A 12,683-nucleotide genomic window follows, 5' to 3' on the forward strand; every position below is an offset into this window, starting at 1 on the left:
GCGGCGCGGCGCGCGCGCTCGCGCGGCGCGGTGCCGACGGGCAGCGTCGCGACGGTCTGACGCGCGGCGCGCGGGGCGCGGGGCGCCCCGCGAGGTTTCGTGAGCAGAAATGGTCGGGTCACGTGCGCGCGCCCGACCATTTCTGCTCACGAGATGCGCGGCAGTCGCGGGGCGCCCATGCACGGACGGGAGGCGCGGTGCGGGCTGGCACCGTGCCTCCCGTCCGGCGGTGGTCGCGCCGCGCATTCGATGCGCCCGGTGCGCCATGGGAACGACGAAACCCCGGTCCTGGAGGACCGGGGTTTCGTGTGCCGCGGAGACGGAGGGATTTGAACCCTCGGTCCCCTCAAAGGGGACTCCACCTTAGCAGGGTGGTGCACTCGGCCGGACTATGCGACGTCTCCAAGCACTCTCGCGAGCGCTCCCACCACCATACAGGAGGTCGAGCACTGTCTCGACACCGACCCTGTCTCGGGCGCACGGCAGGGTCCCCCGAAGTGGGGACAGTCGGGGGTTGTCCACCCGTACCCCGGTCAATAGCATCGTCGAGGCGCGGCCATCACATTCCGGGGTCTCACCCCGTCGCCGCGACACAGCACCGACGTCGCTCCTGGGCGGCGAGCCCGACGCGCGCCCGATCGCGCGAGGCTCAGACCGAGGAGTGACCAGGGGGCGCGGCCCACCACCGCGCCCCCGTTCTCGGTGGTTCGAGTGCGCTGGGCTCGCTGGATTCGCGGGCAGTTCTTCGCGCTGGGCGACATCTCACGGGCCGGGGAGCGCGTGGAGTGTCGGTGAGCGCGAAACCTCGGGGACCGGGGTCAGGAGCCGAAGGCCTTCGAGCAGGTCTGCTCGTCGGCGGACTGCCCCTGCAAGCCGTCGAGGGTCTCGGCCGGAGCCGTCGCCGCGGGGCTGTTCGCGGGCGCGGAGGCTCCACCGGCAGCGGCACCGGCTGCACCTGCGCTCGCACCATCCGCACCAAGGCTCGCACCGACACCCGCCCCCGCGCCCGCGCCGCTCGCACCGGCACCCGTCCCCGTGCTCGCACCGGCACCCGTCCCCGCACTCCCCGTGCCCGACCCCGCGCCGGCAGCCGAGCCACCGGCACCCGAAGCCGACCCCGCGCCCGCCGCACGCTCCGCCCCGATCCCGGTGCTGTCCGCACCGAGCGAGAACGACTGGTCCGCCCGGATCTTCGCGAACAGCTGCGCCGCGAGCTCCGCCGACGGCTGCACCTTCCCCGAGTACACCCCCGTCCCACCGGTCGTCCCCGGGTACTGCACGAAGTTGACCTGCGCGAGCGGGAGGTCCTGGAGCGCCCGCCCCATCTCCACCATCGTGCCGGCGTCGTTGAGGCTCTGCGACAGCTGCATGTTCGAGGCCGCTGCCCGGGCCAGCTTGTACAGGGTGGGCGGCGAGGTGAGGGTGTCGTTCGACTTCACCGTGCGCAGCAGCGAGGACAGGAAGGCCTGCTGGCTGGAGATCCGCCCGAGGTCCGAGCCGTCGCCCACACCGTGCCGGGAGCGGAGGAACGCCAGCGCCTGGTCACCCTGCAACGTCGAGGTGCCCTGCGGCAGGTCGAGCCCCGTGTAGCGGTCGTGGATCGGCTGCGCGACGCACACCGGCACACCGCCGATCGCGTTCGACATCTCGATGACGCCCTGGAACGACACCGCCGCCGAGTACTGCACGTCGAGGCCGGTCAGTCCCTGCACGGTCTGCACGACGCAGTTCAGTCCGCCCTCGCCCCACGCGCTGTTGATCGGCTGTGCGGCCATGGCGGGTGTCGTCCCGGAGCCGTCCTGCTTGCGGCACGCGGGGATCGGCGTGACGAGGTCGCGCGGGATGCTCACCGCGGTGGCGTTGGTGTGGTCGGCCGAGACGTGCAGCAGGATGTTGACGTCGTTCAACGTGGCGTCGCGTTCGCCGTACGCCGTGCCCTGCTCGGGGTCGTTGTCCGTGCCGACGACCAGCATGTTGAAGCCGCCCTGGTACGAACTCAGCGCCGCCGGTCCCTTCGCCGGCTGCGCTGGCTGCCCCTGGATCGCGACGCCGTCGCCGAAGTCGTCGGTGACCTGCTTGGCGGCGATCGCGGCGACCGACGCCGTGCTCACGAGGGCGACCGCGGCCACGCCGGAGAGCACCTTCATCGCGGTACCGACGGGGTTGCGGTGCCGGAGACGTCCGTGCCGTGCGATCCCGGTCGCTCGGTTCAGCCGGTGGGATCGGTCGCGGACGTCGTTCACGGGCACTCCTGTCGTGTGCGGACACGGTGCGTGCTCGAGCGGACGAGCACGCGGGCAGTGCCCTCCCTGTCGGGCACCGTGGGGTCCCGCGCTGACCCGGTCGGTCCCGGAGCCGCGGGGACGGCAACCGGACCACCCTGCCATGCGCCCGCCTGTCGATTCAGTGCGAGCGGCCCCGGAATCCGCGGTGAGTGCTCAGGCGGCCGCCCGGAACCGTTCCGGCAGGCCGATCAGGGCATCGGCGAGCTCGACCAGCGCCACCGCGCACTCGTCGAGCGCGTCCCGCTCGGCCGCGGTGGTCGCGCGTTCGGCGATCTTCCGGCGTTCCCGACGAGCGACCACGGCGTCGATCCCGTTCGCCAGCGCCACGTCGTCCGTGAAGAACGCGTCGAGCACGGCACGCTGCGACAGGAGCCAGTCGGCGCTGACGGCCGCACCGCTCCGGCGGAGCCACCACGAACCGAGCTCGACGAAGACCCCGCCCTCGGTCACGCACTCGCGGAGCCAGGCGACGTCGAAGCGATCCGCGCACCGCACCGCGCCCGCCGAGGGCTCGGTGATCATCGTCCGCGCGATCCGGATCCGCTCGATCATGTGGTCGACGGTCCAGTGCGCGACGACCACCCCGACGTACCGCTGCACCGAGACGAGCCGCAGGTTCTCGAGCGGCACGAGCGCTTCGCGCACCGGCGTCCGGGACACCCGCATGTCCGCCGCGATCGTGTCGAGCCGGATCCGCTGGCCACGCCTGTAGACCCCGCGCAGCACGTTGTCGAGCAGCCGCGCGAAGACCGCGTCCCGCAGCAGACTCCGTCGGATGCCGTGCGGATCGTCGTCGTCGCGACCCGGTCGGTGCTGTGCTCGCTCCATGCCGCCAGGATCACGCACGGCCCACGCCGCCGGCTTCGCGAGTGGTCGGCCCGTGGACCGTGCAGGACACTGTCGTGCTGTGGAGGACTGCCATGCGAGGACGATGACAGACCCCGGAGCGCGGCGCTAAACACTCCGCATACGGAATACTACTTCCGCGCCGCGTCCGCTTCCTTGGTCAGGACCGACAGGGGTTGCGTGACGTCCTCGAGCCCCTTCCGGGCCGCGTCGACGCCGAAGATCAGCGCCACGACGCCGCCCGCGATCATCACCGCGGACCCGAGCAGGTACCCCCAGAACAGCGGCTCGCGGGACGACCCGTCGCCGATGAGCGCGCCGTAGATGAGCGGCGCGACGGCACCGAAGATCTGCGCCAGCGCGAAGAAGTACGAGATCGCCTGCGACCGGAGCTCGAGCGGGAAGATCTCGCTCACGGTCAGGTACGCGCTGGACGCGCCCGCCGAGGCGAAGAAGAACGAGACGCACCAGAAGACGACCTGCACCGGCGCGGTGATCGCGTCGGCCTGGAACAGGAACGCCGAGGTGGCGAGCACGAGCCCGGACACCAGGTACGTCGAGAAGATCATCTGCCGACGACCCCAGGTGTCGAAGAACCGACCGAGGATGATCGGCCCGAGCAGGTTGCCGATCGCGAACGGGAAGAAGTACACGCTCGTCTCGGCGGTCTTCAGGCCGAAGAAGTTCGTGAGCACCAGTGCGTAGGTGAAGAAGATCGCGTTGTAGAGGAACGCCTGCGTGATCATCATCGTCGCGCCGACCAGGGTCCGGGTCGGGTACTGCCGGAACAGCACCTTCACGATCGTCCGGAACTTCACGTTCTCCGTCGGCGTGACGGTCATCGCCTTGGACTCGTCGACCTCCGGCAGCCGGTGCCCGGTGGACTTCTCGACCGACTCCTCGATCTGCGTGACCGTCGCCTCGGCTTCCTCTTCGCGTCCGTGCGTCATGAGCCACCGCGGACTCTCCGGGATGTGCCGCCGCAGGAAGATGATCGCGATGCCGAGCACCGGGCCGAGGAAGAAGCCGATGCGCCAGCCGATGTTCTCGGCGAAGTTGGCCGTGTCGAGCAGGTAGATGTTCGCGAACGCGCCGAGTGCCGCGCCGCCCCAGTAGGTGCCGTTGATCGCGATGTCGACGTGCCCGCGGTACTTCGCGGGGATGAGCTCGTCGATCGCCGAGTTGATCGCGGCGTACTCGCCGCCGATGCCGAGCCCGGCGACGAACCGGAAGGCTGCGAGGAACCAGAAGTCCTGCGCGAGCCCCGCGATGCCGGAGCCGATCAGGTAGATGGCCAGCGTGAGGATGAAGAGCTTCCGACGCCCCAGCCGGTCGGACATCCGACCGAAGACGATCGCGCCGACGACCTGCCCGACGAGGTAGATGGTGCCGAGCGAGGTCACCTGCTGCGTCGACAGGTCCAGGTCGGCCTGGAACCCGGCGTTCGACACGATCTGGATCTCGAGGCCGTCGAGGACCCACGAGACACCGAGTCCCACCACGACACTCCAGTGGAACCGTGTCCACGGCAGTCTGTCCATCCTGGCGGGGACCAGGCTCTTGATCGCCCCGTTCGTCGTGCTGCTCACGAGAGGGGAACGTACGCCCGGATCGACGAGATGGTTCAGATCCGGAAACGAACGGGTTCCGGGCTCGGAGCCGGATCCCCCTAATCGAATCCGGCTCCGATGCCGGAACCCCAATCATTGCAATTGCTATGAAAACTCACAAGCAGGAGGCCTGGAGGCGCGGTGCCAGCCCGCACCGCGCCTCCAGGCCCGAACGGCGTAACGTCGAAGAGGTGACCCGACCCGACATCAGAACGGTCGGCGAGCTCCGCACCTCTGGCCACCTCCAGAAGACGGTCCGCGCCGAGATCCGCGACAACCTGCTCAGCGCCCTCCGCGAGGGCCGCGACCCCTGGCCCGGCCTCCACGGCTTCGCCACCACCGTCGTCCCGCAGCTCGAACGTGCCCTGATCGCCGGGCACGACGTCGTCCTGCTCGGCGAACGCGGACAGGGCAAGACCCGACTCCTCCGGACCCTGCAGGGCCTGCTCGACGAGTGGACGCCGGTCATCACCGGCTCCGAACTCGGCGAGCACCCCTACGAACCGATCACGACGGCGAGCATCCGCCGGGCCGCGGACCTCGGCGACGCCCTGCCCATCAGCTGGCGGCACCGCGACGACCGCTACGTCGAGAAGCTCGCGACGCCGGACACGAGCGTCGCGGACCTCATCGGCGACGTCGACCCGATGAAGGTCGCCGAGGGCCGCAGCCTGGGCGACCCCGAGACGATCCACTTCGGCCTCGTCCCCCGGGGCCACCGCGGCATCGTCGCCATCAACGAGCTCCCCGACCTCGCCGAGCGCATCCAGGTCGCGATGCTCAACGTGATGGAGGAGCGCGACGTCCAGATCCGCGGCTACGTCCTGCGGCTGCCGCTCGACGTGCTCGTGGTCGCCAGCGCGAACCCCGAGGACTACACGAACCGCGGTCGGATCATCACCCCGTTGAAGGACCGCTTCGGCGCCGAGATCCGCACCCACTACCCGATCGAGCTCGAGGACGAGATCGCCGTGATCCGCCAGGAGGCGCGGCTCACCGCCGACGTGCCGGACGCGCTGGTCGAGATCCTCGCCCGGTTCACGCGTGCCCTGCGCGGATCGAGTGCGGTCGACCAGCGCAGCGGCGTCAGCGCCCGCTTCGCGATCGCCGGCGCCGAGACGATCTCCGCCGCCGCGGTGCACCGCGCTGCGCGGCAGGGTGAGGATCACGCGGTCGCGCGGCCGATCGACCTCGAGACCGCGATCGACGTCCTCGGCGGGAAGATCGAGTTCGAGAACGGCGAGGAGGACCGCGCCGACGAGGTGCTCGAGCACCTGCTCCGGACCGCGACCGCCGAGACCGTCCGGGCGCGCTTCCGCGGGCTCGACTTCGCGGTCCTCGTCGAGGCGCTCGACGGGGGCACGATGGTGACCACGGGTGAGCAGGTCAGCGCCCGCGCCTTCCTCGAGGGCCTGCCGTCGATCGGCGAGTCCGACCTGTACGACCAGATCTGCGAACGGCTCGGAGCGACCGACGACGGCGAGCGTGCCGGCGCCATCGAACTCGCGCTCGAGGGGCTCTTCCTCGCCCGGCGGATCAGCAAGGAGTCCGGCGGGGGCGAAGCCGTCTATGGCTAGGGCGAACCGACGCCTGGCGCGGGACGCCCGCTACGGGAAGTACGAGGACGGCCCGGACCCGCTCGCTCCCCCGGTCGACCTGGCCGAGGCGCTCGACGCCATCGGCGAGGACGTCATGGGCGGCACCTCGCCCGAGCGTGCCATCCGGGAGTACCTGCGCCGCGGCGGTCGGGACCAGCGCGGCCTGGACGACCTGGCCCGCCGCGTGGCCGAGCGACGTCGCGAGCTGACGGCGAAGAACAACCTCGAGGGCACCCTGCAGCAGGTCAAGCAGCTGCTCGACGAGGCCGTGCTCCTGGAACGCGGACAACTTGCCCGCGACACCGAGATCGACGACGGCGACCGAGCCCTCGCCGAGATGCAGCTCGACAGCCTGTCGCCGTCGCCCGCCACCGCGGTGCAGGAGCTGAGCGGCTACGACTGGACGAGCCCGTCCGCCCGCCAGAAGTACGAGGAGATCAAGGACCTGCTCGGCCGTGAGGTCCTCGACCAGCGGTTCGCCGGCATGAAGCAGGCGCTCGAGGGCGCCACCGACCAGGACCGCGAGGACGTCGCCGCGATGATGCGCGACCTCAACACCCTGCTCGAGGACCACCGCGCGGGGACGGACACGCAGGAGCAGTTCGACGCGTTCATGGCCGAGCACGGGCAGTACTTCCCGTCGGACCCGCAGAACGTCGAGGAACTGCTCGACGACCTCGCTGCCCGGGCTGCCGCGGCACAGCGCATGCGCAACTCGATGACCCAGGAGCAGCGCGACGAGCTCGACGCCCTCGCCCAGCAGGCGTTCGGCTCCCCCGACCTGATGGGACAGCTCGCCCAGCTCGACGACACCCTCCGCTCGCTCCGGCCGGGCGAGGACTGGGGCGGCTCCGAGCGGATGGAGGGCGAGCAGGGACTCGGCCTCGGCGACGGGACCGGGGTGTTCCAGGACATCGCCGACCTCGACGCCCTGGCCGACCAGATCGCGCAGGCCGGACCGGGCTCCGACCTCGACGACCTCGACCTCGACGCCCTCGGCCGCCAGCTCGGGAACGATGCCGTCGTCGACGCGAGGACCCTGCAGCAGCTCGAGAAGGCCCTGCGCAACTCCGGTGCGATGCGCCGCGGTGCCGACGGGCAGCTCCGGCTCACCCCGAAGGCGATGCGGCAGCTCGGGAAGAGCCTGCTCCGGGACGTCGCCGAGCGCATGTCCGGCCGCCAGGGCGCCCGTGACCTCCGCCGCTCCGGTGCATCCGGCGAACCCTCCGGTGCGACCCGGCAGTGGCAGTACGGCGACACCGAGCCGTGGGACGTCACGCGGTCGATCACGAACGCGCTGACCCGCACGGCTGCCTCGGGACGGATGGGCCCCGGCGTCCGCCTGGAGATCGACGACGTCGAGGTGCAGGAGACCGAGGCACGGACGCAGGCCTGTGTCGCCCTGCTCGTCGACACGTCGTTCTCGATGGCGATGGAGGACCGGTGGGTGCCGATGAAGCGCACCGCGCTGGCACTCCACACCCTCGTGTCCACACGGTTCCGCGGCGACGACCTGCAGCTCATCGCCTTCGGCCGCGAAGCCGAGGTGATGGAGATCGAGCAACTCGTCGGCCTCGACGCGATGTGGGACAAGGGCACCAACCTCCACCACGCCCTGCTGCTCGCGAACCGGCACTTCCGGAAGCACCCGACCGCCCAGCCCGTGCTGCTCATCGTCACCGACGGCGAGCCCACCTCGCACCTCGAACCGAACGGCCAGGTGTGGTTCGGGTACCCGCCGGACCCGATCACGATCGCGCTGTCCGTCCGGGAGCTCGAGAACGCCGGACGGCTCGGCGCGCAGACGACGTTCTTCCGGCTCGGCGACGACCCGGGGCTGGCGCGCTTCATCGACGCGATGGCAAAGCGGGTGGACGGCAAGGTCGTCGCGCCCGAGAACGACGACCTCGGCGTCGCGGTGGTCGGGTCGTACCTGGGATCGCGCCGCGGTGGAGCGCTCTTCCGGGACGACTGGAAAATCTGACGGCAGGGTCTGTTCCTCGGGCGATCTCGGTCGTATGCTGACGCCACAGCTGCCCCAGACCCCGGCCGCGATCACCGCTCCACCTGACCGACCACGTCGGTGAACCGACGCTGTCGGGACACCGACAGCGTCGGTGAGGTGGTGATGACCGACCGATGGCACCTGATCCGTCCTCGGCCGGTCGACCCCCGTGGGGTCCCGGAGGACAACGGCGCCCTCCGTCCGACCGCCACGGGTCACCGCGACCCGGCAGGCGGGACGCGGTACGGGTCGGTGGGTTCCGCACCCGACGGAACCTGCCGACCCGATCTCCGCGCCGGAGGCCGAGCGGGTCGCTAGAAGAGCGGCCAGGGCACGGCGGGCCCGTGTCCCGGTGGCGGCGGGAACAGGCCGACCGCCCGCAGCGCCGCGCACCGAGCGCGCAGGGTGTCGACCTCCGCCACCGTGAGGTGTTCGTCGAGTGCGGCACCGAGATCGCCGTGCAGGGCCTCGGTCACCCGGTCGATGCCCTCGAGCTCGTCCGCGTCGAGCGGTTCGCCGATCCACCCCCACAGCACCGAGCGCAGCTTGTGCTCGACGTGGAAGGTCAGCCCGTGGTCGACACCGAAGCGGTGACCGTCCGGCATCGCGAGGACGTGCCCGCCCTTGCGGTCGGCGTTGTTCACGACGACGTCGAACACCGCCATCCGCCGCAGGGCGGTCGTGTCCTCGTGCACGAGGGTCACCGGACGGTCTGCTTCGTCGATCGCCTCGAGCACCGGCCGCCAGCGGGGTGCTCCGTCGCCGGACAGCTCGGCCTCGGCGTCCGCGGTGGGGACGAGGTCGACCGCGTCCTGCTCGGGATCGACGTCCTGCCACCGCTGGACCATGCCGCGGCCGAACGGCCCCTCGCCCATCCACGTCGGGGGGACGACGTCCCAGCCGAACGCCTCGGACACGAGGTACGCCGCGACCTCTCGATCGGCGAGGGTGCCGTCCGGGAAGTCCCAGAGCGGTCGCTCCCCCTCGATCGGCTTGTAGACGACCGCCTCGCCGTCGAGGTCGGCGAGGAAGGTGGCGTTCGAGGCTTCCCGGATGCGTGCCCGGATGGACAGCGACCCGTCGCTCATGCGGCCCCTGGTGGACGGCCGGCGGCCACGATCTCCCGCGTGCGCTCGACGAACGCGCGGGCGGTGCCGACCGGGATCTTCACCTGGAACAGCTCGGCGGGCTCGGGGATCTCGACCACGGCCTCGATCTCCTCACCGTCCTCGGTCGTCTCGGCGACGATCTCGAGCTCGTCGTCGATGGGGTACGCCTCGATCACCACCTGGGCGGTGGCGGGGTCGAACCCGAGGCTCAGGGCGCCGGCACGGAACTCGGCCTCGACCGGCTGGTCGAGCGGTTCACCGTCACGGAGTTCTGCGGGCGCGGACGGCGGGACGCTGAACCGGTTGTCCTCGACGGTCGCGACCTCGTCCAGGAGCTCGTCGATCTTGTCCGCGAGGACGGCCGACTGCTCCTTCTCGAGCGCGACGCTCGTGACACGGCGGCCGTCACGCGCCTGGATGTAGAAGGACCGCTCGCCCGGACGGCCGACGGTCCCGACGACGAGACGGTCCGGCCAGTCGAAGCCGTGCACGATGGTGGGCATACCCCGCATTGTAGGAGCGCCGGGCGACAGTCGTTCAGGCTCCGGCAGGAGCCGGCCCGGTGGCGGGGTCGTCGTGGCCGGCGCCGCCCCCGACCGCGGCGTCCGCGCTCGGCGCCGGTGCGGCCGCGAGCCACGTCAGGTCGCCCGACTCGGTGTTCGAGGCGACGACCTCGGGACGGTGCTCGCCGTAGCGCACGATGGACACCGACGCCGGTCCGACCGCGATGCGCTGGAACAGGTCGAGGTGCATGCCGAGGGCGTCGGCGAGCACGGACTTGATCACGTCGCCGTGGCTCACCGCGACCCAGACGGCGCCCGGACCGTGGGCGGCCTCGACCTCGGCGTCGATCCGGCGGACGGCGGCGACCGCGCGCGACTGCATCCCCTGCATGGACTCCCCGCCGGGGAACACGACGGCGCTCGGGTTCGCCTGGACCGTCCGCCAGAGCGGCTCCTTCGCGAGGTCCGCGAGCTTCCGGCCCTGCCAGTCGCCGTAGTCGCACTCCGTGATCGCCCGCTCGATGCGGGTCTCCGGCTCGCCGGCCTGGCGTCCGAGCAGCGCGCGGGCGGTCTGCCGACACCGTTCGAGCGGGCTGGACACGACCGCGGCGAGCGGGACAGCGGCAAGTCGTCCGGCCGTCCGTGCGGCCTGTTCGCGGCCGACGGCGTCGAGCGCCACCCCTGCCGTCCGTCCGGCGAGGACGCCGGTCGCGTTCGCGGTGGTGCGTCCGTGCCGGACGAGGAGGACGGTCGCCATGTGCCCGATCCTAGGCCGCGATGCGCCCGTCGCCCGTCGCCGCGTCGGACACCACCCGTCCGTCGACGACGGTCACGAGCGAGTCGAGCGCGCCCCGGTGCACGAGGTCGTGCGTCACGAGCATCGTCGCGGTGCCGCGCTCGTGGGTCAGCTGCGCGATGAGCGACATGATCGCCGCGCCGCGCTCCTGGTCGAGTGCGCTCGTGGGTTCGTCGACGAGCAGGACCTCCGGCTCGTGCACGAGTGCGCGGGCGATCGCGATCCGCTGCCGTTGCCCACCGGACAGCTGGGCCGGTCGCTTGTCGGCGTGCCCGGACAGCCCGACCGCGTCGATCAGGTCGTCGGCCCGATCGCGGACCGCCGCACCCCGCCGCCCGGCCCGCGGGCCCCCGAGGTGCGCCATGACGAGGAGCTGCTCGCGGGCGGTCAGCGACGGCAACAGGTTCGACTGCTGGAACACGATGCCGATGCGTTCCCGTCGGAGCGCGGTGGCCTCGTCCCGCGACAGCGCGGCGGCGTCGACCGCGTCGCCCCGCGCACCGGTGATGACGATGCGGCCGGAGTTCGGCCGGATGAGCGTCGCCGCGACGGCCAGGATCGAGGACTTGCCGGAGCCGGAGGGGCCGGTGATCCCGGTGACCTCGCCGGTGCGTGCCGTCAGCGAGACGTGGTCGACCGCGGTGACGCGGCGGTCGCCGTCGGGGAAGGTGAGGGTGACGTCGTCGAGGGTGATCATCGGTTGCTCCCGAGTGCGGTGAGGGGGTCGGCGGCGGTGACGGTGCGGAGGGCGACCGCGGCTCCGGCGAGCCCGAGGGCCGCCATCGCGATCGCCGGGACCAGCGTGGTGAGCGGGCTGAGCAGGAACGGCAGCGCACCGCCGGCGAGCGCCCCGAGACCCACGACCGCGGCGGTCCCGACGCCGATGCCGACGACGAGCACGACGAGCGCCTGGCCGAGGGCGTCCCGGACGAGCGACCGGGTGCTCGCACCGAGTGCCTTCAGGACGGCGACGTCGCCCGCGCGCTGCATGGTCCACACCGTGAAGAAGGCGCCGACGACGAGGGCGGAGACGCCGAACAGCATCGCGATCATCAGGGCGAGCGAACCGACCTCCGACCGGAACGTCTCGAGGGCGGTGAGCGAGCCGAGGTGCGACGAGGCCGACGTGCGGGTCGCGGTGGCGACGGCGTCCCAGTCGGGCGACCCGCTCACCGCGAGGACGGTGGGGTCGCCGTCGCCCCCGAGCCGCCGATCGGCCGCGGACCAGGCGTCCGGGGTCATCACGAGGACCGGCGTGTGGCTGTACCAGGCGTCGCCGCCGACGGAGGCGACCCGGTAGGTGGTGCCCGTGATCGTCACGGGGTCGCCGACGTCGACCCCGAGGTCGGCGGCCGCGCCGGAGGACAGGCCGACCTCGTCGTCCCGCGTCGGCGCGAGCGAGGCGACCGAGCCACGCGCGTCGGCCGAGCCGCCGTGGTCGGCGGCCAGCCCGAACAGGGCGACCCCGACCGCCGATCCGTCGTCGTGACCCGACGTCGCTCGCCCCTGGACGATCCCGACCGGGACCACCTCGTCGACGCCGGCCGCCGTCTGCCAGCCGACCCGCGCCTCCTGGCCGATGGTCGACTCGCCGAAGGACGGCTGCCCGTCGGACGGTTGCTGCAGGACCAGTCGGTCACCCGGCAGGTCGAGCACGGCCGAGACGTTCTGGGCGGCGAGTCCGCCGGTGAGGCCCGCGAGGAACCCCACGAGCAGGGTGATGAGCGCGACGACGGAGCCGATGAGCACGAAGCGTCCGCGAGCGAACCGGAGGTCGCGCCAGGCGACGAACACGATGGTCCCTTCCCGGGTCACGGACCCTCCGCGACCACGACGGTCACGGACCCTCCGCGACCACGCCTCCAGCCTCGCCGCGCCGGTCCCGGCGGACATCGTCGACCGGACTGGTCCCCCGATCGAACTTTCGGTTG

10 protein-coding genes and 1 tRNA gene are annotated in these 12,683 nt (G+C 71.8%); 2 read left to right on the forward strand and 9 right to left on the reverse strand.

Annotated features, from left to right (window positions below):
- Positions 1–314 precede the first annotated feature (314 nt).
- The 4 genes from HWD93_RS04665 to HWD93_RS04680 all read right to left on the reverse strand — a co-directional run bounded on the left by HWD93_RS04665 (position 315) and on the right by HWD93_RS04680 (position 4,720).
- Positions 315–404: transfer RNA gene (locus HWD93_RS04665), tRNA-Ser, on the reverse strand.
- 414 nt (positions 405–818) lie between these two features.
- Positions 819–2,243: an LCP family protein gene (locus HWD93_RS04670; protein ID WP_261646164.1), complete on the reverse strand. Its 1,425-nt coding sequence runs from the start codon at positions 2,241–2,243 to the stop codon at positions 819–821.
- Positions 2,244–2,438: 195 nt separating this feature from the next.
- The gene (locus HWD93_RS04675; RefSeq protein ID WP_071296032.1) at positions 2,439–3,113 is read right to left on the reverse strand and encodes a GntR family transcriptional regulator; all 675 of its coding nucleotides are present in this window, start codon (positions 3,111–3,113) and stop codon (positions 2,439–2,441) included.
- 149 nt (positions 3,114–3,262) lie between these two features.
- Complete coding sequence (locus HWD93_RS04680) at positions 3,263–4,720, reverse strand: MFS transporter (RefSeq protein WP_308202934.1); 1,458 nt, start codon at positions 4,718–4,720, stop codon at positions 3,263–3,265.
- Positions 4,721–4,932: 212 nt separating this feature from the next.
- Between HWD93_RS04680 and HWD93_RS04685 the strand changes: the two genes are divergently transcribed.
- A complete protein-coding gene (locus tag HWD93_RS04685) occupies positions 4,933–6,318 on the forward strand; it encodes an AAA family ATPase (RefSeq protein WP_261646165.1) in 1,386 nt (461 codons plus the stop codon).
- Positions 6,311–8,323 carry a VWA domain-containing protein gene (locus HWD93_RS04690; RefSeq protein ID WP_261646166.1) on the forward strand — a complete coding sequence of 671 codons (2,013 nt, stop codon included), beginning with the start codon at positions 6,311–6,313 and terminating at the stop codon, positions 8,321–8,323. Before HWD93_RS04685 ends, HWD93_RS04690 begins: the two co-directional genes overlap by 8 nt.
- A gap of 335 nt (positions 8,324–8,658) precedes the next feature.
- On the opposite strand, the gene HWD93_RS04695 is transcribed toward HWD93_RS04690, so the two are convergent.
- The 5 genes from HWD93_RS04695 to HWD93_RS04715 are packed head-to-tail and all read right to left on the reverse strand — an operon-like array spanning position 8,659 to position 12,546.
- Positions 8,659–9,432, reverse strand: a complete 774-nt coding sequence (locus HWD93_RS04695; RefSeq protein ID WP_261646167.1) for an SCO1664 family protein — start codon at positions 9,430–9,432, stop codon at positions 8,659–8,661.
- Positions 9,429–9,956: a DUF3090 domain-containing protein gene (locus HWD93_RS04700; protein WP_070418140.1), complete on the reverse strand. Its 528-nt coding sequence runs from the start codon at positions 9,954–9,956 to the stop codon at positions 9,429–9,431. Before HWD93_RS04700 ends, HWD93_RS04695 begins: the two co-directional genes overlap by 4 nt.
- 34 nt (positions 9,957–9,990) lie before the next feature.
- The gene (locus HWD93_RS04705) at positions 9,991–10,713 is read right to left on the reverse strand and encodes a histidine phosphatase family protein (RefSeq protein WP_071296033.1); all 723 of its coding nucleotides are present in this window, start codon (positions 10,711–10,713) and stop codon (positions 9,991–9,993) included.
- Positions 10,714–10,723: 10 nt separating this feature from the next.
- Positions 10,724–11,449, reverse strand: coding sequence for an ABC transporter ATP-binding protein (locus HWD93_RS04710; protein WP_261646168.1), 726 nt, complete (start codon positions 11,447–11,449; stop codon positions 10,724–10,726).
- Entirely contained in the window at positions 11,446–12,546 is a 1,101-nt protein-coding gene (locus HWD93_RS04715; protein ID WP_261646241.1) for an ABC transporter permease, read from the reverse strand. Before HWD93_RS04715 ends, HWD93_RS04710 begins: the two co-directional genes overlap by 4 nt.
- Positions 12,547–12,683 lie beyond the last annotated feature (137 nt).

This window comes from Curtobacterium sp. C2H10 (genome assembly GCF_025407985.1).
Classification (GTDB): Bacteria; Actinomycetota; Actinomycetes; order Actinomycetales; family Microbacteriaceae; genus Curtobacterium.